General features: G+C 66.7%; 24 protein-coding genes and 1 tRNA gene. 17 read left to right on the top strand and 8 right to left on the bottom strand.

Going from position 1 to position 25313, the window contains the following annotated elements:
- Positions 1-286: 286 nt before the first annotated feature.
- On the top strand, positions 287-955 hold the full coding sequence (locus ACILR9_RS32500) for a cell cycle transcriptional regulator TrcR (RefSeq protein WP_395714138.1): 669 nt from the start codon (positions 287-289) through the stop codon (positions 953-955).
- A 23-nt stretch (positions 956-978) separates the two neighbouring features.
- Here the strand turns inward: ACILR9_RS32500 and ACILR9_RS32505 are convergent, their stop codons facing one another.
- The gene (locus ACILR9_RS32505) at positions 979-1971 is read right to left on the bottom strand and encodes an NAD(P)H-quinone oxidoreductase (RefSeq protein ID WP_395714139.1); all 993 of its coding nucleotides are present in this window, start codon (positions 1969-1971) and stop codon (positions 979-981) included.
- 66 nt (positions 1972-2037) lie between these two features.
- On the opposite strand from ACILR9_RS32505, the gene ACILR9_RS32510 reads away from it, so the two are divergent.
- The 6 genes from ACILR9_RS32510 to ACILR9_RS32535 are packed head-to-tail and all read left to right on the top strand — an operon-like array spanning position 2038 to position 6418.
- Positions 2038-2226 (top strand): DUF1192 domain-containing protein, encoded by a 189-nt coding sequence (locus ACILR9_RS32510; RefSeq protein ID WP_395714140.1) that lies wholly within the window; start codon positions 2038-2040, stop codon positions 2224-2226.
- 6 nt (positions 2227-2232) lie between these two features.
- Complete coding sequence (locus tag ACILR9_RS32515) at positions 2233-3528, top strand: O-acetylhomoserine aminocarboxypropyltransferase (RefSeq protein WP_395714141.1); 1296 nt, start codon at positions 2233-2235, stop codon at positions 3526-3528.
- Positions 3529-3530: 2 nt separating this feature from the next.
- Positions 3531-4319, top strand: a complete 789-nt coding sequence (locus ACILR9_RS32520; RefSeq protein ID WP_395714142.1) for an alpha/beta fold hydrolase — start codon at positions 3531-3533, stop codon at positions 4317-4319.
- Positions 4320-4326: 7 nt separating this feature from the next.
- Positions 4327-5064, top strand: a complete 738-nt coding sequence (locus ACILR9_RS32525; protein ID WP_395714143.1) for an SDR family NAD(P)-dependent oxidoreductase — start codon at positions 4327-4329, stop codon at positions 5062-5064.
- An 18-nt stretch (positions 5065-5082) separates the two neighbouring features.
- Positions 5083-5910 (top strand): DUF169 domain-containing protein, encoded by an 828-nt coding sequence (locus ACILR9_RS32530; RefSeq protein WP_395714144.1) that lies wholly within the window; start codon positions 5083-5085, stop codon positions 5908-5910.
- 1 nt (position 5911) lies between these two features.
- On the top strand, positions 5912-6418 hold the full coding sequence (locus ACILR9_RS32535; protein ID WP_395714145.1) for a 2'-5' RNA ligase family protein: 507 nt from the start codon (positions 5912-5914) through the stop codon (positions 6416-6418).
- Between the two features lie 84 nt (positions 6419-6502).
- On the opposite strand, the gene sppA is transcribed toward ACILR9_RS32535, so the two are convergent.
- The 4 genes from sppA to fabI form a co-directional block, all read right to left on the bottom strand.
- On the bottom strand, positions 6503-8260 hold the full coding sequence (gene sppA / locus ACILR9_RS32540; protein WP_395714146.1) for a signal peptide peptidase SppA: 1758 nt from the start codon (positions 8258-8260) through the stop codon (positions 6503-6505).
- 19 nt (positions 8261-8279) lie between these two features.
- Positions 8280-8819, bottom strand: a complete 540-nt coding sequence (locus ACILR9_RS32545; protein WP_395714147.1) for a hypothetical protein — start codon at positions 8817-8819, stop codon at positions 8280-8282.
- 213 nt (positions 8820-9032) lie between these two features.
- Positions 9033-10103, bottom strand: a complete 1071-nt coding sequence (aroC, locus tag ACILR9_RS32550; RefSeq protein ID WP_395714148.1) for a chorismate synthase — start codon at positions 10101-10103, stop codon at positions 9033-9035.
- Positions 10104-10121: 18 nt separating this feature from the next.
- The gene (fabI, locus tag ACILR9_RS32555) at positions 10122-10961 is read right to left on the bottom strand and encodes an enoyl-ACP reductase FabI (protein WP_395714149.1); all 840 of its coding nucleotides are present in this window, start codon (positions 10959-10961) and stop codon (positions 10122-10124) included.
- A 78-nt stretch (positions 10962-11039) separates the two neighbouring features.
- On the opposite strand from fabI, the gene pdxH reads away from it, so the two are divergent.
- From pdxH to ACILR9_RS32570, 3 genes are all read left to right on the top strand, one after another.
- Positions 11040-11633, top strand: coding sequence for a pyridoxamine 5'-phosphate oxidase (pdxH, locus tag ACILR9_RS32560; RefSeq protein WP_395714150.1), 594 nt, complete (start codon positions 11040-11042; stop codon positions 11631-11633).
- 153 nt (positions 11634-11786) lie between these two features.
- Positions 11787-12731: a cation diffusion facilitator family transporter gene (locus ACILR9_RS32565; protein ID WP_395714151.1), complete on the top strand. Its 945-nt coding sequence runs from the start codon at positions 11787-11789 to the stop codon at positions 12729-12731.
- Positions 12732-12753: 22 nt separating this feature from the next.
- Positions 12754-14244, top strand: coding sequence for an AAA family ATPase (locus ACILR9_RS32570; protein WP_395714152.1), 1491 nt, complete (start codon positions 12754-12756; stop codon positions 14242-14244).
- A 139-nt stretch (positions 14245-14383) separates the two neighbouring features.
- On the opposite strand, the gene uvrA is transcribed toward ACILR9_RS32570, so the two are convergent.
- Together uvrA and ACILR9_RS32580 are read right to left on the bottom strand one after the other, a co-directional pair.
- Positions 14384-17281, bottom strand: a complete 2898-nt coding sequence (gene uvrA, locus ACILR9_RS32575) for an excinuclease ABC subunit UvrA (protein WP_395714153.1) — start codon at positions 17279-17281, stop codon at positions 14384-14386.
- Positions 17282-17414: 133 nt separating this feature from the next.
- Complete coding sequence (locus ACILR9_RS32580) at positions 17415-17558, bottom strand: hypothetical protein (RefSeq protein ID WP_395714154.1); 144 nt, start codon at positions 17556-17558, stop codon at positions 17415-17417.
- Positions 17559-17681: 123 nt separating this feature from the next.
- Here ACILR9_RS32580 and ssb point away from each other — a divergent pair, with 123 nt between their 5' ends.
- Both ssb and ACILR9_RS32590 read left to right on the top strand, forming a co-directional pair.
- Positions 17682-18182, top strand: coding sequence for a single-stranded DNA-binding protein (ssb, locus tag ACILR9_RS32585; protein WP_395714155.1), 501 nt, complete (start codon positions 17682-17684; stop codon positions 18180-18182).
- Positions 18183-18275: 93 nt separating this feature from the next.
- A complete protein-coding gene (locus ACILR9_RS32590; protein ID WP_395714156.1) occupies positions 18276-19097 on the top strand; it encodes an aspartate/glutamate racemase family protein in 822 nt (273 codons plus the stop codon).
- 40 nt (positions 19098-19137) lie between these two features.
- Here the strand turns inward: ACILR9_RS32590 and ACILR9_RS32595 are convergent, their stop codons facing one another.
- On the bottom strand, positions 19138-19791 hold the full coding sequence (locus tag ACILR9_RS32595) for an HAD family hydrolase (protein ID WP_395714157.1): 654 nt from the start codon (positions 19789-19791) through the stop codon (positions 19138-19140).
- Between the two features lie 175 nt (positions 19792-19966).
- Here ACILR9_RS32595 and gyrA point away from each other — a divergent pair, with 175 nt between their 5' ends.
- The 5 genes from gyrA to ACILR9_RS32620 all read left to right on the top strand — a co-directional run bounded on the left by gyrA (position 19967) and on the right by ACILR9_RS32620 (position 25308).
- The gene (gene gyrA, locus ACILR9_RS32600; protein ID WP_395714158.1) at positions 19967-22774 is read left to right on the top strand and encodes a DNA gyrase subunit A; all 2808 of its coding nucleotides are present in this window, start codon (positions 19967-19969) and stop codon (positions 22772-22774) included.
- A 55-nt stretch (positions 22775-22829) separates the two neighbouring features.
- Positions 22830-23336, top strand: a complete 507-nt coding sequence (coaD, locus tag ACILR9_RS32605) for a pantetheine-phosphate adenylyltransferase (RefSeq protein ID WP_395714159.1) — start codon at positions 22830-22832, stop codon at positions 23334-23336.
- A 230-nt stretch (positions 23337-23566) separates the two neighbouring features.
- A tRNA-Lys gene (locus ACILR9_RS32610) sits at positions 23567-23641 on the top strand.
- Positions 23642-23669: 28 nt separating this feature from the next.
- Entirely contained in the window at positions 23670-24548 is an 879-nt protein-coding gene (locus ACILR9_RS32615) for an ABC transporter permease (RefSeq protein WP_395714160.1), read from the top strand.
- Positions 24526-25308 carry an ABC transporter ATP-binding protein gene (locus ACILR9_RS32620; protein ID WP_395714161.1) on the top strand — a complete coding sequence of 261 codons (783 nt, stop codon included), beginning with the start codon at positions 24526-24528 and terminating at the stop codon, positions 25306-25308. The genes ACILR9_RS32615 and ACILR9_RS32620 overlap by 23 nt, the downstream gene beginning before the upstream one ends.
- The last annotated feature ends 5 nt before the right edge of the window (positions 25309-25313 follow it).

Here is a 25313-nt window from a genome sequence, read left to right on the forward strand (position 1 = left end):
CAAGGACGCGCTGGTGCGCGAGGGCGTGCCGGCGACGGCGATCACGGTGATCGGCCGCGGCGAGCAGGGCCTGCTGGTGCAGACCGGCGACGGCGTGCGCGAGCCGCAGAACCGCCGCGTCGAGATCGTCATCCAGTAAGACTGCCCCCAACAGGGCAATCGAGACGGCCGGGCTCAGCCCGGCCGTTTTCATTTGTACGCTGCAAATAAATCTTTGCAGTCAACCGCCGCTTTTCGGGTTGGCGGGCTCCAGGGGGGCCTCTATATCCGGGCGAGGAGAATAGTCATGTCGCAAGTGCTCATGCCCAAGGCGACCGCCGTCTGGCTGGTCGAAAACACGACCCTGACGTTCGATCAGATTTCGACCTTCACCGGTCTGCACCCGCTCGAGGTCCAGGCAATCGCCGACGGGGAAGTGGCCGGCGGCATGACCGGCCTCGACCCGACGACGAACGGCCAGCTCACCAAGGAAGAGATCAAGCGCGGCGAGAGCGATGCGTCGGTGCGCCTGCGGCTCAGCCCGCGCGACATCCCCGAGCCGATCACCCGTTCGAAGGGCCCGCGCTATACGCCGGTTGCCAAGCGGCAGGACCGCCCCGACGCCATCGCGTGGTTGCTGAAAGTGCATCCGGAGCTGCTGGATGCCCAGGTCGCCAAGCTGGTCGGTTCGACCAAGAGCACTGTCCAGTCGGTGCGTGACCGCACGCATTGGAACATGCAGAACGTCCGCCCGCGCGACCCGGTAACGCTCGGACTGTGCACCCTGCGCGACCTCAACGAAGCGGTCGACGCCTCGCGCCGGCGCGCCGCGCGCGACGACGCCGCCAAGAAGAAGGGCGTGGCACTGGCCACGGTCGAAGACGAGGCCGAGACGGGGACAGCCGCCGAGACCGCCGAGGCGATCGACCCGGCCGAGGCCGACCAGCCCGACTCCGGCGACTACCGGCGCGACTGAGCGCTGTCTTTCCAAGCGCGCCGTTACACCGTCAGCATGACCTTGCCGACATGGTCGGCGCGCTCGAGCTCGGCGTGCGCGTCGGCGGCGTCGGTGAGCCGGAAGGTCTTGTAGATGATCGGCTTGATGGTGCCTGCCTCGAGCAGCGGCCACACCTTCTCCTTCAGGCCCTGCGCCATGCGCCCCTTGCTGGCGACGCTCTGAGGCCTGAGCGTCGAGCCGGTCAGGGTCAATCGGTTCACCATGACGATACCGGCGCTGATGGTCGCTGTGGCGCCGAGCTGCACGGCGATGACGACGCAGCGGCCGTCCGGCTTCAGAAGCTGCAGGTTCTTCGGCAGGTAGTCGCCTGCCACCATGTCGAGCACGACATCGACCCCACCCGACAGCTTCTTGACCTCGGCTGCCCAGTCGTTGTCCTTGTACAGGATCGCATGATCGGCGCCGAGGGCACGCACGGCCTTTGCCTTCTCGGGCGTCCGCACCGTCGTGAAGACCGTGGCGCCAAAGGCCTTGGCGAGCTGGATCGCCGTCGTGCCAATGCCGCTCGCCCCGCCGTGGATCAGCACGCTTTCGCCGGCTGAAAGGCGGCCGCGCTCGAACAGATTGTGCCAGACGGTGAAATAGTTTTCCGGCAGCGCCGCCGCGAGCAGCATGTCGAAGCCCTTGGGCAGCGGCAGGCACTGCGGCGCCGGCACGGTGCAATACTCGGCATAGGAGCCGCCGGGCGTCAGGGCACAGATCTCATCGCCGATTTTCCAGCCGCTGACGCTTGCGCCCAGCGCCGCGACCGTGCCGGCGGCTTCGAGGCCGGGCAGGTCGGAGGCGCCCGGCGGCGGCGGATAGAGGCCGGCGCGCTGGGCGATGTCCGGGCGATTGACGCCCGTCGCGGCGACCTTGATCAGGATCTCGCCGTCCTTGGGCTGCGGCACCGGCCGGGTCGTCGGCACCAGCGCTTCCGGCCCGCCCGGCTTCTTGATCTCGACACAGGTCATCGTTGCGGGAAGAGCGCTCATGGTCGGCCTTTCGAAGGAATGGGAGCAGTGCTAGGTCTCCCTTAGCCACTTCCGTGGAGCAGCGCCATGGCCTACGACCTCGACGATCTCGATCCGCGACAGAAGAAAAAGCAGCCGATCAATCTCGACTCGATGAACATCGAAGATTTGCAGGAATACGTCGCCGCGTTGAAGGCCGAGATCGCGCGGGTCGAAGCCAAGATCAAGGCCAAGCAGGGCCATGCCGCGGCGGCCGCGGCCTTCTTCAAGAAGTAGAGCGCCGTGGTCGACGCCAGGTTCCTGAAGCCCGACACGCTGGCGTTGCACGCCGGTCAGCATCCCGATCCGGTCACCGGCGCCCGCGCCGTGCCGATCTACCAGACGACGTCATTCGTGTTCCGCGACGTCGATCATGCCGCGAGCCTGTTCAACCTCGAGGTCGGCGGCCACATCTACAGCCGCATCTCCAATCCCACGGTTGCCGTGTTCGAGGAGCGGGTGGCGGCGCTGGAGGAGGGCACCGGCGCGCTCGGAGTCGCCAGCGGACAGGCGGCGCTGCACATCGCCATCGCCACCCTGATGGGCGCTGGCGGCCACATCGTGGCGTCGACTTCGCTCTATGGCGGCACGCGCAACATGCTGGCGCTCACCCTGCCGCGCTTCGGCATCACGACGAGCTTCGTCAATCCGCGCGACCATGACGGCTTTCGCCGCGCCATCACGCCGGCGACGCGGCTGGTGCTGGGCGAGACGATCGGCAATCCGGGCGGCGAAGTGCTCGACATTCCGGCGATCGCCGACATCGCCCACGCGGCGGGCATCCCGCTGATGATCGACAATACCTTCGCCTCGCCGGTGCTGTGCCGGCCGCTGACGCTCGGCGCCGACATCGTCTTCCATTCGGCGACCAAGTTCATCGGCGGCCATGGCGTGGCAATCGGCGGCGTGATCGTCGAAGCCGGCCGCTTCGACTGGGAGCGGTCGGGAAAATTCCCGACCCTGACCGAACCCTATGCCGGCTACCACGGCATCGATTTCACCGAGGAGTTCGGGCCGCACGCCTTCATCATGCGCGCTCGTACCGAGGGCGTGCGCGACTTCGGCTGCTGCATGGCACCGCAGACGGCGTTCTACCTGCTGCAGGGGCTGGAAACCTTGCCGTTGCGCATGGCGCGTCATGTCGAGAATGCGCGCAAGGTGATCGCCTTCCTGAAGGTCAATCCCGCCGTCGAGCGCATTGCCTCGCCGGAGCTGGCGGACCATCCCGATCACACGCTCGCCCAGCGGCTGCTGCCGAAAGGAACAGGCTCGATCTTCAGCTTCGACATCAAGGGCGGCCGCGATGCCGGGCGGCGCTTCATCGAGCGGCTGCGCCTGTTCTCGCACCTCGCCAATGTCGGCGATGCCAAGTCACTGGTCATCCATCCGGCATCGACGACGCATGCCCAGCTCGATGCGACGGCGCTGCAGCAGGCCGGGATCGGCGAAGGCATGATCCGCCTCTCTGTCGGTCTAGAAGACCCCGACGACCTGATCGACGATCTTGGCCAGGCGCTGCGCGCCGCGCTCAAGGGCTGACCATGAAGCTCACCGTCAACGGCGAGACCACGTTCGCGACGACCGGCGGCGTCGACTTCGATGCCGCCAAGCCGACCGTCATCTTCCTGCACGGTGCCGGCTTCGATCGCACGATCTGGCGGCTGCAGACTCGCTGGTTCGCCCATCATGGGCGGAGCGTGCTGGCGATCGACTTCCCCGCCCATGGTTGGTCCGCCGGCAAGCCGCTCCAAAGCATCGCCGCAATGGCCGACTGGACGGCTGCGCTGATCGATGCGGCAGGGTTGAAGACCGCCGCGCTGGTCGGCCATTCGATGGGGGCGCTGGTGGCGGTCGAGACGGCGGCGCGCTTTCCCGACAGGGTGCGCAGCCTCGGCCTGTGCGGCGTCGCCGCGGAGATGCCTGTGCATCCCGAAATGCTGGCCTCGGCCAGGGACGGCACGCTCAAGGTCCAGGAGCTGATGACCTTCTGGGGCATCGGCAACGCGTTGCACAAGGGCGGCATGGTCTCGCCCGGCCTGTGGCTGCGGCGCGAATCGCTGGCCGTGCTGGCGCGCAACCGGCCGGGCGTGATCCATGCCGATCTCACGGCCTGCAATGCCTACAAGGACGCGATGGCGCGTGCACCGGCGGTCAAGTGTCCGACCGTGCTGGTGCTGGGCGACGGCGATCTCATGACGCCGGCGGCCAAGGCCAGGCCGCTTGCCGGGGCGATCGCCGGCGCGCGCACCGTGACGATCGCCAACAGCGGGCATTTCATGCTGGTCGAGCGGCCCGACGAGACGCTGGAGGCCCTGAAGCTCAGTGTCTGAGCGGATCGTGTCTGAGCGGGTTGCCCTCGTCACCGGCTCGACTTCGGGCATCGGCGAAGCGGTGGCGCGCCGACTGGCACGCGACGGTTACACCGTGGCGCTGCATGGCCGGCGGCCGCAGGAGGCCGTCGTGGCGCTGCTCGCCGAGTTGCCGGGCGCCAGCTATCACCGGGTCGACCTCGCCGATCCGGCCGAGGCCGGGCGACTGGTGCGCGAGGTGGCCGCGCGCCACGGCCGCCTCGACGTGCTGGTCAACAATGCCGGCGAGACGCTGCGCATTGCCCATGACGACCTCAAGGCGGCGACGCCCGCCCTGTGGCATCGCATGATGGACGTGAACCTGATCGCGCCGTGGATGCTGATCGCCGAAGCGGAAGCCGCCCTGCGCAAGTCGGCCGAGCAGGGCAGGCCTGCCAGCATCGTCAATATCGGCAGCCATGCCGGCTTCCGGCCGAAAGGAGCGTCGATCCCTTATGCGACCGCCAAGGCGGCGCTGCATCACGTGACCCGCCTGCTGGCTTTGACGTTGGCGCCGGCGATCCGGATCAATTGCGTTGCGCCGGGACTGGTCGATACGCCGATGAGCGCCGGCTGGGAGGCGTCTTACACATTGTGGAACAGCAAGGCGCCGATGCGACGTTCGGCGCGCCCCGCGGATATCGCCGATCTGGTGGCAGCGCTCACCGCCAACGACTACGTTACCGGGGAAATCGTCATCGCCGACGGTGGGTTGAACCTCACCTAGCCAGACACGGAGGAAGCTATGAACGTCCAGACATTGCCGCCGGGCTACAAGACCGCACCGTGGACGCCGCCCGACAGGATCACCGGCGCGATGCTGGCCGAGGCGAGCACCAAGCTGATCGACCTCCTGCGCATCCGCACCCAGCCGATCGGCATGCGGCTGTTCGAGGACCCGAAGGACATGGAGGCCATCAAGGGGCTGCGCAAGCCGACCGACGGCTTCAAGTTCACCATGTGCCAGATGGTGACGCAGTCACGCTGGTACGGTTTCACGCTCGGCATCACTGTCGACAACACGCGCGGCGGCAATTGCGGCGGTGTAGTCGGCCTCAACCATCCGGGCGAGGGCTTCCTGTCGGGCGATCACATGAACGGCGTGTGGTTCGGCAACAAGGAGGCCTCGGCCGCGCACCAGGCCCAGATGCCGCGCGTGCCGCATGGCACCTATAACGGTCTCGTGGTGTCGCCGCTGCGCTCGGCGCGCCTCGATCCGCCCGACATCTGCCTGTTCTACGGCACGCCGGGCCAGATGATCTATTTCATCAACGGCCTGCAGTTCCATCGCTACCGCCGTTACGATTTCACCGTCACCGGCGAGAGCGCGTGCGCCGATTCGTGGGGCCGCGCGCTCGCCACGCGCCAGACCTCGCTGTCGCTGCCCTGCTATGCCGAGCGGCGCTATGGCGGCGTCGCCGACGACGAGTTGCTGATGGCCTGCCCGCCGGACGAGTTCCTGCGCGCCGTCGAGGGCATGGGCCATCTCGGCAAGAACGGCTTGCGCTATCCGTTCCCGCCTTACGGCGCGGCGATGGATCCCGCCTTCGGCATGGCCAAGAGCTACGGCTGAGATGCTGTTCGTCGTCGCCTGGCCAATGCTGGCGGAGGCCGACGAGACAGCCCTGCGCCGGTTGCGCGCGCAGTACCATCCCGGCGAGGCCGCGCTGATCGGCCCGCATATCACGCTGGTGTTCGGCGCCGCGGCGGACGAAGAAACGCGGCTGCGCAAGGCGCTTGCCGATCTGGCGTCGCGACGGCCGTTCTGGTTCATGCTCGACCGCCTTGTCCGGCACGACCTCGCGCCGCCATCCCGCGCCGCCTATCTTTTTGCAATGCCGGCCGACGGTGCCGCCGAGCTCGTGGACCTCCACGAGACTCTCAATCCCGTGCCCGGTCCCGGGCCCTTCGAGCCGCATATCACGGTCGGCCTGTTCGACCACGCCGCGGCCGCCGAGCAGGTGGCGCGCATCGTCCAGCGCCAGCACCTGCCGATGCACGGCCGTGTCGAGGAACTTGCGCTGCTGCGGCGGGATGGCGATGCGCTCGAGACCGTGCAGACGATCAGGCTTGGGCAGTAGCCGTTTCCTCCCCGGCGAAGCTGGGGAGGAGAATGAGAGGCGTGCCCATATGCGAATGCCCCCGTTTACGGGGACGCGAGGCGTTTACCGCCACAACGGCGGCAGCGGCGGCAGGCGGACGTTGCCGGGACGGGCCACGACGCCGAACTGGGCCAGCGTCTCGCGCACCTCGCGCGGCGCACGCAGGGCGGGTCCCTGGGCGTCGACGCCGCTGAGGTGCAGAAGGCGATCGAAGATGCGCTGCCAGCGATCCTGCTCTCCAGGGAAGCGGCGCAGCTCGACCGGGCTCGATGCATCGATGCCCGCCTTGGCCTTGGCGATGTTGATGGCGCGCTGCAGGCCGCCCAGCTCGTCGACCAGGCCCGCCGCTTTGGCGTCGGCGCCCGAAAAGACGCGGCCGCGCGCCACCGAGTCGAGGCGGACGCTGTCGAGCTTGCGCGCTTCGCCGACCTGGCGGGTGAACTCGGCGTAGATCCTGTCGAGGTCGCGCGCGACGGCGTCGCGCTGCGCGGGGGTCGGAGCCTGGAAAGGCGAGTACATGCCGGCGTTGGTGCCGGTTGACAGACGCTCGACGCGGATGCCGAGCGAAGTCAGCAGCTCGGCGGCCACCGGCCAGACGCTGAACACGCCGATCGATGCGGTGATGGTCGTCGGCTGGGCGACGATGGCATCGGCCTTGATCGCGGCGAGATATCCACCCGACGCCGCCACATCGCCCATCGACACGATCACCGGCTTGCCGGCTGCCCGGGCGCGCGCCACGCCGTCGGCGATCGCATCGGCCGCGGGGTAGGTGCCGCCGGGAGAATCGATGCGCAGCACGATGGCGCGCACCTCCTTCGCCTTGACGGCTTTCTCCAAGGCATCGGTGATGTCGTCGGCTTGTGCCATCGTATCGCTGTCCAGCGGACCCGAGGGGCCGGCGCCCGACACGATTGGGCCGCTGACATGCACCAGCGCGATGACGTCGCCTTGCGGCTTGGGTCGCGAGTCGTCGGCGGCATAGTCTGACAGGGTGACAAGCCGGTCCACCTTGCTACGCAGCCAGATGTCGCCGAGCGCGTCGCTGCGATAGCCGAGTCTGTCGATCAGACTCTCCCGGAATGCCCTGTCTGCGTCGAGCGGCGCCGAGTCGATCAGGCGGCGCAGCTTGTCGGGATTCATTCTCCGATCGCGTGCCACGTCGGCGATGAATTGGGCGAACAGGCTGTCGAGCAGCTTCTGCAGGTTCTCCCGCGCCGGGGCGGTATAGCCTGTCTCGCGCAAGGAATCGGGCGCGCTCTTGTATTCGAAGCGCTTGCCTCCCTCGATCTGGATGCCGAGCTTGTCGAGCCCCGTCTTGAGAAACGGCGTCTCGATGGCGATGCCGGCGACTGAGAAGCCGCCGCTCGGCTGCAGCCAGATCTGGTCGAGGGCTGCAGCGAGGTAGTAGTCGGCGAAGTGGGCGCCGCTACTGCCCAGCGATTCGGCGAAGCCGATCGCGTACTTGCCCTTGCTGCGGAAATACACGATCGCCTGGCGCAGCTCCTGGACGCGCGCCAAACCAGCAGACTCGTCGCCGATATCGACGAACAGGCCGACCACCCGCGGATCCTCGGCCGCCTGCCGCACGAGCTGCACCGTCTCGACGATGTCGCGCTTGTCGGAGAGCAACCCGCCGCTCCACAGGTCGCCGGAGATCGCCTCAGGCGGCACGTCGCGCAAGTCGAGCGACAGGACGATCGATTGCGGCAGCGGCTTGCTCGAGAACGTCCCGGACGAGACGAGGGCGATGACGCCGCCGACCGCAATTAGGACGAGGGCGCCTACAGTGGCGAGCAGGCCCACAATGAATCGCCACATGGCGAGCTCCGATCAATTGTCAGGATTTGACGAGATTCGGCCGGAACGTCCGTGCGGCGTCAAGCATCGCCGAGGCCGTGATATCGAGCCCGTTGTCGCGCACCAGAACGGCCGTCGGCATCCCGCGGATCGGCCGCAGGCCGTCGTCGAGGTTCCACATCGACAGGCGCAGGTTGGCCGCGATGAACGCTTCCGGGGCGACGCCGATCTCGAGCTGCGGGCGCAGGGCCAGGCGGCGCAGCCTCACCCACTGGATATCCTTCCAGGCAAGGCGACGGTCGCGCCCGAATCCCAGGAACACGCCGTCGCGGTCGATGACGAGCTGCGGCGTGCGATTGCGATAGCGGCTGACCCCGATATAGACGTAGTAGGCCATCGCGGCGGCGAGCATGGTGAACAGCACGAAGCGCGGATCGTTCGGCGATAGGGTCGGGGCGTTGGCGGGGTTGCGGACGAAATAGACGATCGCCGCCGTCACCATGCCGGCCGATACCGCCGCCATGCTGATGTTGTGCAGTACGCTGTAGCGCGCCTCGACTGGCCGAACGGCAGCGACCATAGGCGCACCTACAACGAGACCGCACCCTGAGGAGCGGCCCCGAAGGGCCGTGTCTCGAAGGGTGAGCCACAGTACAGGTGCTGCGGCAAGGCAATTCCGACGATGTCGTATGCGGCCCATCCGTCGAGACGGCCGCTCAGCGGCCTCCTCAGGATGAGGACATGCTTGGCGCAACCAAAGTTGGTGCCAATAGAGGCAGTCACCCCCACTGCCTCATCCGCCCTGCGCACGTTGGCGCAGCATGTGGTCGGCGAGCACGCAGGCGACCATCGCCTCGGCGACCGGCGTGGCGCGCAGGCCGACGCAGGGGTCGTGACGACCCTTGGTGCGCAGCTCGACCTCATTGCCGAAGCGATCGACGCTGCGCACCGGCGTCAGGATCGAGCTGGTCGGCTTCACGGCGAGTCGGCAGACGATGTCCTGGCCGGTCGAGATGCCGCCCAGGATGCCGCCGGCATGATTGCTGAGGAAGGCCGGCGCGCCGTCCTGCATGCGCATCTCGTCGGCATTCTCCGCGCCGCTCATCGCCGCGGTGGCGAAGCCGTCGCCGATCTCGACACCCTTGACGGCATTGATGCTCATCAACGCCTTGGCGAGGTCGGCGTCGAGCTTGTCGTAGACCGGGTCGCCCAGGCCGGCGGCGATCCCGGAGGCCACGACCTCGATCACCGCGCCGCACGAGCTGCCGCGCTTGCGCACGTCGTCGAGATAGCCTTCCCAGACCTGCGCCGCCTGCCGGTCGGGGCACCAGAAGGGATTGTCGGCCGTCGCCTCCCAGTCCCACTTGCCGCGCTCGATCTTCTGGGTGCCGAGCTGCACCACGGCGCCGCGGATGGTGACCGCCTCGCCGAGGATCTTGCGGGCGATCGCACCGGCCGCCACGCGCACGGCGGTCTCGCGCGCCGACTGCCGGCCGCCGCCGCGATAATCGCGCACGCCGTACTTTTTCCAGTAAGTGTAGTCGGCGTGCGAGGGGCGGAACTTGTCCTTGATCTCCGAATAGTCGCGCGAGCGCTGGTCGACATTGTCGATGTGCAGGCCGATCGGGGTGCCGGTGGTGACACCCTCGAACACGCCGGAGAGGATGCGAACCGTATCGGGCTCCTGGCGCTGGGTGACGAAGCGCGACTGGCCGGGCCGGCGCTTTTCCATCCACACCTGGATGTCGGCTTCGCTCAGGGGAATGCGCGGCGGCGTGCCATCGACGACGCAGCCGATGGCCGGGCCGTGGCTCTCGCCCCAGCTCGTGAACTTGAACAGCGTTCCGAAACTGCTGCCGGCCATGCCCGCCGGCCTCCCGTCCTACTCGCCCTCGAAATTGCCGAGCAGCTCGGCGATCTGCTTGGCCGACGAGGTCTTGATCATGCCAACGACGTGATAGCCGCCGTCGACATGCATGATTTCACCGGTCGTGGCAGTGCCGAGGTCCGACAGCAGATAGAGGGCGGAGTTGCCGACTTCCTCCTGGGTGATGTTGCGCTTCAGGGGGGAGTTGAGCTCGTTCCACTTCAGTATATAGCGGCCGTCGTTGATGCCCGCGAACGCCAGCGTCTTGATCGGCCCGGCCGAGATGGCATTGACGCGAATCTTCTGCTCGCCGAGGTCGGCCGCCAGGTAGCGAACGCTCGCTTCCAGTGCCGCCTTGGCCACGCCCATGACGTTATAGTGCGGGATCACCCGCTCGGCGCCGTAGTAGGTGAGGGTGAGGATGCTGCCGCCGTTCGGCATCAGCGGCACGGCGCGCTGCGCCACCGCGGTCAACGAATAGCAGCTCACATTCATGGTGAGCTGGAAGTTTTCCGGCGTGGTGTCGAGATAGCGCCCGCGCAGCTCATCCTTGTTCGAGAAGGCGATGGCATGGACCAGGAAGTCGAGCGCGCCCCATTGCCGGGACAGCTCCGCGAAGGTCGCATCGATGCTGGCCGGGTCGCTCGCGTCGCAGGGCAGCATGATCTTGGCGCCGATCGAGTCCGCGAGGGGGCGGACACGGCGCTGCAAAGCGTCGCCGCCCTGGAAGGTGATGGCCACCTCCGCGCCCTGCTGATGGCAGGCCTTGGCGATGCCCCAGGCGATCGAGCGCTCGTTGGCGACGCCCATGACGAGGCCCTTTTTTCCGGCCATCAACTGTCCAGCTACGGTCATGGGTCGTTCTTAGCGGGGGACAGCAATTGGGACAAGATGCCGGTGGTCTGAACAGCCACAACCCCTCATATTGTGGTCATGATTGAGGAAAAGCCCGATCCGCTGACGATCTTCAGCGCCTGGTACGAGGAAGCCGGCAAGAGCGAGCCGAACGATCCGTCGGCCATGAGCCTGGCCTCGGTGGGGCCCGACGGTACGCCGGCGGTGCGCATGGTGTTGCTCAAGCAGTTCGACGGCGCGGGCTTCGTTTTCTACACCAATCACCAAAGCCGCAAGGGCCAGCACTTGCTGGCCCATCCCAAGGCTGCCCTCCTGTTCCACTGGAAGTCGCTGCGTCGCCAGGTGCGCCTGGAGGGGCCGGTGGCGCCGACCACGGCAGCCGAGGCGAACGCCTATTTTTCCAGCCGCGACCGCGGCAGCCAGATCGGCGCCTGGGCCTCCGAGCAGTCGCGGCCGCTGGAGAGCCGGTTCGCGCTCGAGAAGCGGGTAGCCGAGTTCGGGGCACGCCATCTCGTCGGCAAGGTGCCCCGCCCGCCCCACTGGTCGGGCTTTCGCCTGCAGCCGCTGCTGATCGAGTTCTGGCAGGACGGTGCCTTCCGCTTGCACGACCGGCTGGAATATCGCCGCACGGCCCCGGACCAGCCCTGGACGACCCGCACGCTCTATCCGTGAGGGCTGTCATTTTCCTCCCCAGCGAAGCCGGGGAGGTGCCCCGTCATACGGGGCGGAGGGGTCATGAGCCTCAGTTCCGCTGCTCATGACCCCTCCGTCGCCGAAGACGGCGACACCTCCCCACGCAAAGCGTGGGGAGGAGAATGAGAGACCTTGATCCGTAACAATACGCCGAGCCATCCCAAGCACTATATTGGGCTGATGGCGATCGAGCCCAAACGTCTGATGCGGATCGCCGCGGTGGCGTCGATGTCGGTGGCGCTGATGCTGATCGGCGCCAAGGCCGTGGCGTGGCTGCTCACCGAGTCGGTGAGCATGCTGTCCTCGCTGGTCGACTCGGCGCTCGACTTCGTGGCCTCGCTGGTGACCTTCGTTGCCGTGCGCCAGGCGCTGACGCCGGCCGATGCCGACCATCGGTTCGGCCATGGCAAGGCCGAGGCGCTTGCCGGGCTCGCCCAGGCCGGCTTCATCGCCGCGTCGGGCGGCGGCCTGCTGCTGACGGTGGGCGATCGCCTGCTGCATCCCCATCCGGTACAGCGCGAGGCGCTCGGCTTGGCGGTCAGCGCCCTCGCTGTCGTGCTGACCTTGGCGCTGGTGACGTTCCAGAACTACGTGGTACGCCGTTCAGGCTCGCTCGCCATCGGTGCCGATCGGGCTCACTACGCGACCGACCTCGTGGCCAACGTCGCCGTGGGCTCCGCTCTGTATCTGTCCGGCCTGCTCGACCAGCCCTCGATCGATTCCGCCATGGCGGGCCTGGTGGCGCTCTTTCTCATCCACGGCGCCTGGCAGGTCGGCCGCGAGTCGCTCGACGTACTGATGGACCGTGAGCTGCCCGTGGCCGACCGCGATCGCATCGCAGCCATTGCCCGGCGCCATCCCGAGGTGCGCGCGGTGCACGACCTGCGCACGCGATCGGCCGGCCTGACCCGCTTCATCCAGCTTCACATCGAGGTCGATTCCGGTCTCGCCCTGGTACGGGCGCACGAGATCGGCGATCAGGTCGAGGCGGGCATCCGGCAAGCCTTTCCCGATGCGGAGGTGATCCTCCATATCGATCCGTTCGGCGTTGCCGAGCACCAGCCCACCTTCGCCTGACCCGAAACCCGGCCGCTGCCCGATGACCGCTCATCCCAGCTTCATCGTCGAGGATCAATCGGCGACCACCGCGTTCCTCGAGGCCCGACTGACGCCGCAGAAGCGCATCGACACGCATGGCGCCGTCGTCTTCCTGACATCGGAGCGGGCGTACAAGCTGAAGCGCGCGGTGAAGTTTCCCTACATGGATTTCTCCACCGTGCCGATCCGGCGAGCCATGTGCGCGGCCGAGGTCGAGATCAACCGTCGGCTGGCACCCGAGATCTATCTCGGCGTCGCGCCGATCCGGAAGCTGCCCGACGGCACGCTGGCGCTGGGGGAGGTCGGGCAACTCGCCGACGATGCGATCGACTGGCTGGTCGTCATGCGGCGCTTCGACGAGGACGGCCTGCTCGATCGCATGGCGACGCGCGGCGCCCTGACGCCGGAGCTGATGGCGGCGCTCGGGGCGCGCGTCGCCGCCTATCACAACGGGCTGGCGCCGCTCGCAGGTTTCTCCGGACCGGACGACTATCGCCGCTCGGTGGCGGCCGATGTCCGGCAGCTCCGCGAGCAGGGCGAGCGGCTGGATCCGGCGACGACCGAGGCGTTGGCGGTGCAACTGCCGGGCGCGCTCGAGCCGTTCGCCGATCTGGTGGCGCGGCGGGCGACGGCCGGCGCGGTGCGGCGCTGCCATGGCGATCTCCACCTGCGCAACATCGTGCTGATCGACGGGCAGCCGGTGCCGTTCGACGCCATCGAATTCTCCGAGCGGATCGCCAGCATCGACGTGCTCTACGACCTCGCCTTCGCCCTGATGGATCTGTGCGATCGGGGGCTGCGGCCGCTCGCCAACCGGCTGCTGAACGAATGGTTGTGGCGCGTCGCCGAATTGCCTGGCGCGTCGCACGAGGAGGCACTGGCTTTGCTGCCGCATTTTCTGTCGCGCCGTGCCGCCGTGCGGGCCTTCGTCGAGGCGTCGGGCGCGGCGCTCGCGGGGAAGGTCAGCGAGGAAGCCCGTACGTACCAGCGCCAGGCGCTCGCGTTCCTGCAGCTCGAACCGCCGCGCCTGCTGGCGATCGGCGGCCTGTCCGGCAGCGGCAAGACGACCCAGGCGCTGAAACGGGCGCCCGCCATCGGCCGCACGCCGGGCGCCGTGGTGGTGCGCAGCGACGTCGAGCGCAAGCGCCGCGCCGGCGTGGCGCTCGAGGAACCCATGCCGGCCGGCAGCTATACGGCTGCCGCCTCGGCCGAAGTCTACGCCGCCATGCTGGCCCGCGCCGAACGCGTGCTGCGCGCCGGCTACAGCGTGGTGCTCGATGCCGTGTTCGCCCGCCCGGCCGAGCGGGCGATGGCCGGGGCTCTGGCGGCGCGTGTCGGCGTGCCCTTCGAAGGCATCTGGCTCGACGTGCCGAAGGAGGTGGCGATGGCGCGCGTCGCCGATCGCAAGGGCGATGCGTCCGACGCCACGCCGGCGGTCGTGGAACGGCAGTTCGACTACGATCTTGGCCACATTGACTGGCGACGCGGCTAAATTCTGAAAGAAGGGTCCCCTCGCTGCGCTCGGGATGAGATCGATGGTGTCAGGCACGACAACAATACTGTCATCCCGAGCGCAGCGAGGGACCTTTCTCTTCATTGAAGCCGGCGTGGTTCCCCACGGCGAATGATTGTCATGCCCGCCGCTTGGCGGCGGCGCTGCGGGGCAGGTGGCGGGCGAGGTATTGGCCGGTGTAGCTCTCGGTGACCCGGGCGACCTCCTCGGGGGGACCTTCGGCGACCAGGCGGCCGCCGCCGGAGCCGCCATCGGGACCGAGATCGAGGATCCAGTCAGCGGTCTTGATGACCTCGAGATTGTGCTCGATCACCAGCACCGTGTTGCCGCCCTCGACCAGCCGGTGCAGCACCTCGAGCAGCTTGCGCACGTCCTCGAAATGCAAACCGGTGGTCGGCTCGTCGAGGATGTAGAGCGTGCGGCCGGTCGCCCGGCGCGACAGCTCCTTGGCGAGCTTGACCCTTTGAGCCTCGCCGCCCGACAGGGTGGTCGCCTGCTGGCCGATATGGATATAGCCCAGGCCGACCTGCTGCAGGGTCAGCAGCTTGTCGCGGATCACCGGCACGGCCTTGAAGAACTCGACGCCCTCGTCGACCGTCATCTCCAGCACGTCGGCGATCGACTTGCCGCGGAACTGGATCTCCAGCGTCTCGCGATTGTAACGCTTGCCCTTGCAGACGTCGCACTGGACGTAGACATCCGGGAGAAAGTGCATCTCGATCTTGATGACGCCGTCGCCCTGGCAGGCCTCGCAGCGGCCGCCCTTGACGTTGAACGAGAAGCGGCCGGGCTTGTAGCCGCGCTCGGTCGAGTCGGGCAGCTGGGCGAACCAGTCGCGGATCGGCGAGAAGGCGCCTGTGTAGGTCGCCGGATTGGAACGCGGCGTGCGGCCGATCGGCGACTGGTCGATGTCGACGATCTTGTCGAGATGGTGCACGCCGTCGAGCCCGCTGTGCTCGCCTGGATGCTCGCGCGCGCCGTTCAGCCGCCGCGCCAGCGCCTTGTAGAGCGTCTCGACGATCAACGTGCTTTTGCCGCTGCCCGACACGCCAGTGACGCAGGTGAAGGTGCCAAGCGGAATGTTGGCCGTGACGTTGCGCAGGTTATTCTCGCGCGCGCCCTTGAGCGTCAGCCATCGTGCGCCCTTGCTGCTTGGCGGCTGCGGCTCGCGTCGCACCTTGGGCACCGGGATCTGGCGGAAGCCGGAGAGGTACTGGCCGGTCAGGCTCGCCGTGTTGCGCATCACCTCTTCCGGCGTGCCCTCGGCGATGACAGAACCGCCATGGGCGCCGGCACCCGGTCCCATGTCGACCAGATGATCGGCGGCGCGGATCGCGTCCTCGTCGTGCTCGACCACCAGCACGGTGTTGCCGAGGTCACGCAGGCGGACCAGCGTCTTCAGCAGGCGATCATTGTCGCGCTGGTGCAGGCCGATCGACGGCTCGTCGAGCACGTACAGCACGCCGGTCAGGCCGGAGCCGATCTGCGAGGCCAGGCGGATGCGCTGGCTCTCGCCGCCCGACAGGGTGCCCGACGTGCGGTTGAGCGTCAGGTAGCTCAGGCCGACATTGTCGAGGAAGCCCAGCCGCTCGTTGATCTCCTTGAGGATGCGGGCGGCGATCTCGCGCTGCTTGGCGGTGAGCTTGGGGTCGAGGCCGAGGAACCATTGCACCGCCTCGCCGATGGCGAACTCAGTTACCTGGCTGATGTCGAGCCCGCCGATCTTGACCGCCAGCGCCTCGGGCTTGAGCCGGGCGCCGCCGCAGGCCTCGCACTTGGTCTCGTGCTGGAAGCGCTCGAGCTCCTCGCGCACCCACGACGAATCGGTCTCCTTCCAGCGCCGGTCGAGATTGGGGATCACACCCTCGAACGGCTTGGTCGTCTGGTACTGGCGGATGCCGTCGTCGTAGCGCATGGCGATCGCCTCGCCGCCACTGCCCTGCAGAACGACGTCGCGCACCTTCTTCGGCAGGTCGCGCCACGGCGTCGACATCTTGACCTTGAAGTGCTTGGCGATGCTCTCCAGCGTCTGCAGGTAATACTGGCCCGACGAATCGGCCCATGGCGTGATCGCGCCCTCGGCGAGCGACAGGCGGTCGTCCGGCACGACCATCTCCGGATCGAAGAACATTTTCACGCCGAGGCCGTCGCATGACGGGCAGGCGCCCTGCGGGGCGTTGAAGGAGAACAGGCGCGGCTCGATCTCCTCAATAGTGAATCCCGAGACCGGGCAGGCGAAGCGGGCGGAGAACACCGTGCGCTCGGCGCTATCGGCATTCTCGGCGACCGCCAGCCCCTCGGCGAGGTCGAGCGCAGTCTCGATCGAATCGGCCAGGCGATTGCCCAGATCGGGCCGCACGACGATGCGGTCGACGACGACGTCGATGTCGTGCTTGTACTTCTTGTCGAGCGACGGCGCCTCGGCGATCTCGTAGAGCTTGCCGTCGATCTTGACGCGCTGGAACCCCTTCTTCTGAAGCTCCTGCAGCTCCTTGCGATACTCGCCCTTGCGGCCGCGCACGATCGGCGCCATCAGGAACAGCCGCGTGCCTTCCGGCATAGCCTTCACCCGGTCGACCATCTGCGACACGGTCTGGCTCTCGATCGGCAGGCCGGTCGCCGGCGAGTAGGGCACGCCGACACGGGCGAACAGCAGGCGGAGATAGTCGTAGATCTCGGTGACGGTGCCGACCGTCGAGCGCGGATTGCGCGAGGTGGTCTTCTGCTCGATCGAGATCGCCGGCGACAGGCCCTCGATCGAATCAACGTCGGGCTTCTGCATCAGCTCAAGGAACTGGCGGGCGTAGGCCGACAGGCTCTCGACGTAGCGGCGCTGACCCTCGGCATAGATCGTGTCGAAGGCAAGCGACGATTTGCCTGACCCGGACAGGCCGGTGATCACCACCAGACGGTCGCGTGGCAGGTCGAGATCGACGTTCTTCAGATTGTGTTCGCGCGCACCGCGGATCGAGATGAAGCGGTGCGGCTCGGCAATGGGGGGGCGGGACTTGGCCATCGGTGCGGGGAGAATAGGCGATGCGCGGGATAGCGCATATGGCGATTAACCCCCAGCCTTGCCAGCTCCTGTCAGCTTCTGACAGCAATCGGAGCAGGGCATGCCTCGCGCCACGGATCAGGGCATTGCGGCGTCAGGTGGTGGCCGGTTGCCATGCCTGCATCAGCGCGGGTGGCCGATCGTTCGTCAGGAGCTGCATGGTGCCTGCGATCAGGCCGATGACGAGCGCGACCTTCCAGGCGAGATGGCCAGCGCGAAGTCGGAAATGGGGGCTCACGCGTCGCCGGCTGGCCGGTTCGCAACCTGAAATTGGTGGCTGCCCACAGGCCGCCGGCGCTACCTTGCCCGACGTGAGGTAGGTGCTGCGTCCTGCGGCACCGGGAAAGCAAAGGAGGCCCCCATGGCGGGCAGCGTGAACAAGGTCATCCTGGTCGGCAATCTCGGCCGCGACCCCGAAGTGAGGTCCATGCAGGATGGCAGATCCATGGTCAACATGTCGGTAGCCACCTCTGATACCTGGCGGGATCGCCAGTCGGGCGAGCGCAAGGAGCGCACCGAATGGCACCGAGTCGTGATCTTCAACGAAAAACTCGCCGAGGTGGCGCAAAAATTCATCCGCAAGGGGTCGAAGGTCTATGTCGAGGGCCAACTGGCGACCCGTAAATGGACCGACCAGGGCGGCCAGGAGCGCTATACGACCGAAGTCGTGATTCCACGCTTCGGCGGCGCGCTGACGATGCTCGATGGCCGCAGTGGCGGCGGCGGCGGCGACATGGGCGGTGGCATGGGCGGCATGGACGACGACATGGGCGGTGGCTCGATGCCGAGCAGCGGCGGCGGAGGCCGTCCGGCGGCACCGCGCGGCGGGGGCAAGGATCTCGACGACGACATTCCGTTCTAGGGCCGACTGGAGAGCGGGCGGGAGGCCCGCGGTCCATATGAAGATGAAGCATGATCCCTCCGTCGTCGTAAGACGGCGACATCTCCCCAAGCCTTGCTTGGGGAGGAGAATAATCACACAGGTGTAACGCCAATGCCGCAGGGTCAGGTCCGCGTCTGGTATCAGAGCTTCGTCCATCCGGTGGAGCAGGCGCCCTACATCGAACGCCTGCAGGCTCAGCTCGATGAGGTCGCGGGACGTGGCATCCGCTTCGAGGTTCACGGCCTCGATCCGCCCGACCGTTCGTTTCATCCCCTGACCGAGTTCCGCTGCGCCGCGCAGATCATCCGCCATGCCCTGGACGCCGAGAAGGCGGGCTACGATGCCTTCGTGATCGGCCATTTCCAGGAGCCGGGGTTACTGGAAATCCGCAGCTCCCTGGATATTCCCGTCGTCGCCCTGGGAGAGGCGAACCTGCTCTTGGCCCTCACCATGGGATATCGGATCGGGCTGGTCACGATTGATCCCATCTTCATCCCCTGGCATGACCGCCAAGTACGCCTGCACGGGCTCGGCGAGCGCGTCGTCGGCACGACGGCGCTCGAGATGAATCTTCCCGCCTTCATGAAAGCATTCACCGATGTGGACGCCTACGCTGCCGTGCGCGCCCAATTTGTCGCCCAGGTGAAGCCGCTGATCGAGAAGGGGGCCGAGGTGATCATTCCTGCCGGCGGCCTGCCCATGCTGCTGTTCGCCCGCGAGAGCCCGTTCATCATCGACGGCGCCCCTGTGCTGAACGGCATCGCCGTCGTCGCCAAGGCCACCGAAATGGCCCTGGCGCTGCGGTCGATCACCAATGTCGTCGTCAGCCGCCGAAGTACCTACGCCAAGGCGCCGCCCGACGCCGTTCGCGAGTTCTGCGAGCGGCTACAGTAGCCTGCCGGGAGCGCGACAGGAGTGGCGCGCTCCCGGCACGTCAGGCGGGCAGGCCGAGGGTACGCAGGCGCTTGATCGTCTGGTTGGCGCTCACGTGATGGATGGCCTTCATGCCGAAAGCGCGGGCGCCTTCGACATTGGCCAGGCTGTCGTCGATGAACACCGCCTCGCCGGGCGCGAAGCCGCCGGCCTGACACACCAGGTCGTAGATCGCCGCCGCGGGCTTGAGATGACCGACACGGCCGGACACCACGTAATCCCGAAAGCAACTGAGGAAGCGATGGCGCCGCTGCCCCGGACCACGCACCCAGTCATCGAGAAAGCCGGGTGCGTTCGACAGCAGATAGAGCGGCGTTCCCGCCTCGTGCAGCCGTTCGACGACGGCTGTCATCTCCGGAAAGCTGTAGTCGCACATCTCGTCGAACCGGCCGTAAAACGCCTCGATCAGGGCTTCCTTGCCCGGATGTCGGGACTTGAGGTGCCGCGTCGCCTCGATCGGGTCGCCGCCGCGATCCTGGTCGACATGCCATTCGTTGGTCGTCACGCGGGCGAGGAAATCCTCCATCTCGCCGGCATCGGGGATGAGCTTGCGGTAGAGATGGCGGGGGTTCCAATCGAGCAGCACCCCGCCCAGGTCGAAGACCGCGATCGGGGCTGCCGGCGGAGCCGAATTCTGACCAGATTCAATAGCCAATTGGGGACCTTCCGAAGCCTTGTTTACGACGCCAATTTAGTCAATAAAATCAATATGTTAAAGCGGCGATATCGGGGCGATTTTTGTTGGTCTTTGGGCCACGGTTTGCTAGGGTGCGTTCCGTTCCGCCGGGCACCCTGGCAGGGCCCCAAAAGCAAGCAAAATCCAGGTATCCGTGAGCGACGACACGACCCTTCCGCCGGCGCCTCCACCTCCGCCCTCCGACGAACCGCCCCCGCCGCCGACCCCGCACGACATCGCGCCGATCACCATCGAAGAGGAGATGCGCCGTTCGTACCTCGATTACGCCATGAGCGTGATCGTGGCGCGGGCGCTGCCCGATGCCCGCGACGGCCTGAAGCCCGTGCAACGCCGCATCCTCTACTCGATGAAGGAGAGCGGGTACGACTCGACGCACGCTTTCCGCAAGTCGGCGCGCATCGTCGGCGACGTGATGGGCAAGTATCACCCGCACGGCGACAGCGCGATCTACGATGCCATGGTGCGCATGGCGCAGGTCTTTTCGTTGCGCCTGCCGCTGATCTCGGGGCAAGGCAATTTCGGGTCGATGGACGCCGATCCGCCGGCGGCGATGCGCTATACGGAAGCGCGCCTGGCACGTGTCGCGGAAACGCTGCTGGCGGATATCGACAAGGACACGGTCGATTTCCAGCCCAACTACGACGAGACCAGTCAGGAGCCGACGGTCTTGCCGGCTGCCTTTCCCAATCTGCTGGCCAATGGTGCCGGCGGCATTGCCGTCGGCATGGCGACCAACATTCCGCCGCACAATCTCGGCGAGCTGATCGACGGGTGCTGCGCGCTGATCGACAATCCCGCGCTCACCGTCCAGCAGGTCATGGAATGCATTCCGGGGCCGGATTTCCCGACCGGTGCCACCATTCTCGGACGCAACGGCATCCGCGCGGCGTACGAGCTCGGGCGCGGCTCCCTGATCATGCGGGCGCGGACCCGGATCGAGGAAGGTCGCGGCGGACGCGAATCGATCATCGTCTCGGAGATCCCCTACCAGGAAAACAAGGCACGTCTGCACGAGCGCATCGCCGAGGTGGTGCGCGACAAGAAGGTCGAGGGCGTTTCGGAGATCCGCGACGAGAGCGACCGTGACGGCGTCCGGCTGGTGATCGAGCTGAAGCGCGAGGCGATGGCCGACGTCGTCCTGAACCAGCTCTATCGCTACACGCCGTTGCAGACGACATTCGGCGTCAATGCGCTGGCGCTCGACGGCGGACGGCCGAGGCTGATGGGCCTCAAGGAGCTGCTCGAGGCGTTCATTCGCTTCCGCGCCGAAGTGCTGACGCGGCGCACCAAGTACGAGCTCGCTGCCGCACGCGATCGGGCCCACATCCTGGTCGGCCTGGCGATCGCCGTCGCCAACATCGACGCGGTGATCGAGCTGATCCGCCGGGCGCCCGACCCGACGGTGGCGCGCGAACGCCTGCTGGCGCGCGACTGGCCGGCCGCCGACGTGGCGCCGCTGATTGCCCTGATCGCCGAGCCGGGACGCGAGGTGTCGGCCGACGGGACGTACCGGCTGTCCGAGGCGCAGGCTCGCGCCATCCTGGAACTGCGCCTGCAGCGCCTGACCGGGCTTGAGCGCGACAAGATCTCGGAAGAACTGACCGAGGTGGCCAAGCTGATCGAAGGTTATCTCGAGCTGCTGGGCGATCGCGACAAGCTGTTTGCGCTGATGCGCAAGGAGCTGGTCGAGATCAAGGAGCAGTATGCGACGCCGCGGCGCACCGAGATCATCGACAACGAGTTCGAGCAGGACATCGAGGACCTGATCCAGCGCGAGGACATGGTCGTGACCGTGACGCATGGCGGCTACGTCAAGCGCGTGCCGGTGTCGGCCTATCGGGCGCAGCGCCGTGGCGGCAAGGGGCGCGCCGGCATGGCGACGCGCGAGGACGATTTCGTCTCCAGCTTGTTCGTCGCCAATACCCACACGCCGATGCTGTTCTTCTCCAGTCGCGGCATCGTCTACAAGCTCAAGGTATGGCGCCTGCCGCTCGGCGCCCCGCAAGCCCGCGGCAAGGCCTTCGTCAATCTGCTGCCGCTCGGCGAAGGCGAGACGATCAGTGCCGTCATGCCGATGCCGGAGGACGAGTCGAGCTGGTCGACCCTCAACGTCGTCTTCGCGACGGCGCGCGGCGGGGTTCGGCGCAACGAGCTCAGCGATTTTGTCAATGTCCACCAGAGCGGCAAGATTGCGATGAAGTTCGAGGGCGACGATGCCGGCGACCGGCTGATCGGCGTCAGCGTCTGCACCGAGGAGCAGGACGTGCTGCTGGCGACGCGCCAGGGCCGTGCGATGCGCTTCCCCTTGTCGACCGTGCGCGTGTTCCAGAGCCGCGCCTCGACGGGCGTGCGCGGCATTGCGCTGGCCGACGGCGACGAGGTCATCTCGATGTCGCTGTTCGACAGCGGCAGGGGCATCACCACCGAGGAGCGCGACGCCTATCTGCGCCAATCACGGGCGCTTCGGCAGGCCGAGGAGGAGGCGCCGGCGGAGGAGACGGCCGGCACGGTCCACGCGCTGTCGTCCGAGCGCTTCGCCGAGCTGCAGGCCAAGGAAGAGTTCGTCCTCACTGTCGCGTCGAGCGGCTTCGGCAAGCGTACATCGGCCTACGAGTATCGAGTGACCGGCCGCGGCGGCAAGGGCGTCGAGCTCATGAGTCTCGCGAAAGGTGGTGAGGTGGTCGCCGCCCTTGCCATTCTTGACAGCGACCAGATCATGTTGATGACCGACGGCGGCACATTGATTCGGTGCCCGGTCGATGGAATCCGCATCGCGGGCCGGGCGACCCGCGGCGTGCGCATCGTCAATGTCAGCGAAGGCGAGCGTGTCGTGTCCGCGGTGCGGATCGGCGAGGACGATGCGGCCAATGGCAACGGGGGTGAGAATGGCGGTGCCGACAGCGGCGACGGCAACGGTCATTCCGAAACAAACGGTGGATAAGGCACTCCCGTGTCGCTAAGACTTCGCCGCCGCAACTGGCGTATAAGGGGGAGAGATGGCTTCAGAACGCACCGGTGTCTATCCGGGCACGTTCGATCCCATAACCAGCGGGCACATGGAGGTGGTGCGCCGCTCGTTGCGGCTCGTCGATCGGCTAGTGATCGGGCCGGCCATCAACATCGGCAAGGGGCCGTTGTTCTCGCTCGAAGAGCGTATGGACATCATCAAGGACGACATCGCGGATTTCTCGCAGGCCGACAAGGATCGCATCCAGGTCGTGCCGTTCGAGGGCCTCTTGATCCATTTCGCGCGCGAGGTCGGTGCGTCGGTCATCATTCGCGGCCTGCGCGCGGTCTCGGACTTCGAGTACGAGATCCAGATGGCCAACATGAACGCCCGCATGGAGCCCAACGTCGAGACCATCTTCCTCATGGCCTCCGATCGGCACCAGTTCATCGCCTCGTCCCTGGTGAAGGACATTGCGCGCCTGGGCGGCGACACGTCGCAATTCGTATCCGGCAAGGTCTTCAAGCGGCTCAAGGCCAAGTTCGGGCACTCCTGAAGCCGCCTGGCCAGATACTTCTCCCCAGCTTCGCTGGGGAGGTGTCGCCGTCTTCGGCGACGGAGGGGTCAGGAGTCTCATCGCCCATGACCCCTCCGTCCGCGAAGACGCGGACACCTCCCCAGCGACGCTGGGGAGGAGAAGCGCGCTCATGAGCGCGTTGACCGTCGGCCCGGCGCATCATATACGGGCGCCGCGCGGGGTTTCGGCCAGCGGCGCGACCTCGGGGCGAGCCCGTAGCTCAGCGGTAGAGCATCTGACTTTTAATCAGGTGGTCGTAGGTTCGATCCCTACCGGGCTCACCAACGCAGGCAGGAAGGAGACGCGCGGTTCATGCCGTCGGTGAACGTCGTCAACGGCAAGCAGATTGTGGTCGAGCAGCTTGCTCCAGGGGAGCGCTTCACCCGCTTCCTGATCCGGCCATTCCTGCAGATGTGGTATCATCAGGATCTCATCCAGGCGATTCTGCGCCGCGAGGTCCGTGACCGCTTCAAGGGGTCGGCGGCCGGCTGGGTTTGGGCTGTGATCGCCCCGTTGCTGGCCATCGCTGTGTATACCTTCGCCTTTCGTACGACCATGAAGCTGCCGCTGACCGACATCAGCGGCGGACCCCAGGTCGCCTACGCCCTCTTCATCTTCAGCGGCATCGTCATCTTCAATTTCTTCTCGGAGATGGCGTTTCGGGCGCCCATGCTGCTGCACGAGTACGCCCATTTCATCAAGCAGACGATCTTCCCCAGCGATATGCTGGCAGTGATCTCGACACTGCGGGCAACCGCTTATGCCGCCATCTCCGTCGGCGTCATGCTGCTGTTCCAGCTCCTGGTGACTGGCGGCTTGCCGTGGACCGTGGTGTTCATCCCGCTGGTCTTCCTGCCGCTGATGGCGTTCCTGGTCGGCATGGCGTGGTTCCTTTGCGCGGTTGGCGCGTTCACGCGCGATGCGGGCTACTTCATGATCAATGTCGTGCCGTTGTTCATGTTCGCCACCCCGGTCTTCTATCCCCACGAGATGCTGTCGGCGCCGTTCGATCTGCTGATCTATGCCAATGCGCTGACCGCCTATGTCGAGATCACGCGGGATATCGTGCTGGTCGGCAAGATGCCCAATCCTGCGGTCTGCGCCTGGGCGCTGTTCACTGCGATCTTCACCTTCTACTTCGGCTACTGGTTCTACGACAGGTATCGGAATGTCATCGTCGACGTCCTCTGAAGTCGTCGTACGCGCCCGGCACCTCGGAAAAGCCTACCAGCTCTATGCGCACCGCAGCGACTGGCTGAAGCAGGTGATGCTGGGCTGGTGGAAGACGTACTTCAAGCCGTTCTGGGTGTTGCGCGACATCGACCTCGACGTCCATCGCGGCGACAGCATCGGCATCCTGGGCCGCAACGGCTGCGGCAAGTCGACCCTGTTGCAGGTGATCTGCGGCATGACCCTGCCGAGCAACGGCGAGCTCAGGGTGACGGGCCGCATCGCCCCGGTGCTTGCGCTGGGCGCCACCTTCGACACAGAGCTGTCGGGGCGCGAGAACATCATGATCGGCGGCGCCGTGCTCGGGCTGAAGCGGCCGGAGGTGCTGCGCAAGTTCGATTCGATCTGCGAGTTTGCCGGAATCGGCGATTACATGGAGCAGCCCGTCAAACACTACTCGATGGGCATGAAGACCAGGCTGGCCTTTGCCATCTGTGCCCATGTCGACGCCGAGATCCTGGTGGTCGACGAGGCGCTCGCCGTGGGTGACGCCGCGTTCCAGCGCAAGTGCCTCGACTGGATCGACGAGTTCCGCAAGACCGGCACGTTGCTGTTCGTCTCCCACTCGACGGCCGAGGTGCGCCGGCTGTGCAATCGGGCGATCTGGATCGAAGAGGGCCGCATTCGTGCCGAAGGCGAACCCAGCACGGTGATTCGCGCCTATCACCGGGCGATGGCGATGGAAAAGGATGACATCCATCGCTTCGCCGCTGCCGAGTGATGGCT

The organism is Reyranella sp., from assembly GCF_044224635.1.
In the GTDB taxonomy this organism is placed as follows: Bacteria; Pseudomonadota; Alphaproteobacteria; order Reyranellales; family Reyranellaceae; genus Reyranella.

What these genes read in the sequence shown, in the direction of transcription:
- ACILR9_RS32500 (WP_395714138.1), top strand. Translation starts at nt 287, where the DNA reads ATGTCGCAAGTGCTCATGCCCAAGGCGACCGCCGTCTGGCTGGTCGAA.
- ACILR9_RS32505 (WP_395714139.1), bottom strand. Translation starts at nt 1,971, where the DNA reads ATGAGCGCTCTTCCCGCAACGATGACCTGTGTCGAGATCAAGAAGCCG.
- ACILR9_RS32510 (WP_395714140.1), top strand. Translation starts at nt 2,038, where the DNA reads ATGGCCTACGACCTCGACGATCTCGATCCGCGACAGAAGAAAAAGCAG.
- ACILR9_RS32520 (WP_395714142.1), top strand. Translation starts at nt 3,531, where the DNA reads ATGAAGCTCACCGTCAACGGCGAGACCACGTTCGCGACGACCGGCGGC.
- ACILR9_RS32530 (WP_395714144.1), top strand. Translation starts at nt 5,083, where the DNA reads ATGAACGTCCAGACATTGCCGCCGGGCTACAAGACCGCACCGTGGACG.
- ACILR9_RS32535 (WP_395714145.1), top strand. Translation starts at nt 5,912, where the DNA reads ATGCTGTTCGTCGTCGCCTGGCCAATGCTGGCGGAGGCCGACGAGACA.
- sppA (WP_395714146.1), bottom strand. Translation starts at nt 8,260, where the DNA reads ATGTGGCGATTCATTGTGGGCCTGCTCGCCACTGTAGGCGCCCTCGTC.
- ACILR9_RS32545 (WP_395714147.1), bottom strand. Translation starts at nt 8,819, where the DNA reads ATGGTCGCTGCCGTTCGGCCAGTCGAGGCGCGCTACAGCGTACTGCAC.
- aroC (WP_395714148.1), bottom strand. Translation starts at nt 10,103, where the DNA reads ATGGCCGGCAGCAGTTTCGGAACGCTGTTCAAGTTCACGAGCTGGGGC.
- fabI (WP_395714149.1), bottom strand. Translation starts at nt 10,961, where the DNA reads ATGACCGTAGCTGGACAGTTGATGGCCGGAAAAAAGGGCCTCGTCATG.
- pdxH (WP_395714150.1), top strand. Translation starts at nt 11,040, where the DNA reads ATGATTGAGGAAAAGCCCGATCCGCTGACGATCTTCAGCGCCTGGTAC.
- ACILR9_RS32570 (WP_395714152.1), top strand. Translation starts at nt 12,754, where the DNA reads ATGACCGCTCATCCCAGCTTCATCGTCGAGGATCAATCGGCGACCACC.
- uvrA (WP_395714153.1), bottom strand. Translation starts at nt 17,281, where the DNA reads ATGGCCAAGTCCCGCCCCCCCATTGCCGAGCCGCACCGCTTCATCTCG.
- ssb (WP_395714155.1), top strand. Translation starts at nt 17,682, where the DNA reads ATGGCGGGCAGCGTGAACAAGGTCATCCTGGTCGGCAATCTCGGCCGC.
- coaD (WP_395714159.1), top strand. Translation starts at nt 22,830, where the DNA reads ATGGCTTCAGAACGCACCGGTGTCTATCCGGGCACGTTCGATCCCATA.
- ACILR9_RS32615 (WP_395714160.1), top strand. Translation starts at nt 23,670, where the DNA reads ATGCCGTCGGTGAACGTCGTCAACGGCAAGCAGATTGTGGTCGAGCAG.
- ACILR9_RS32620 (WP_395714161.1), top strand. Translation starts at nt 24,526, where the DNA reads ATGTCATCGTCGACGTCCTCTGAAGTCGTCGTACGCGCCCGGCACCTC.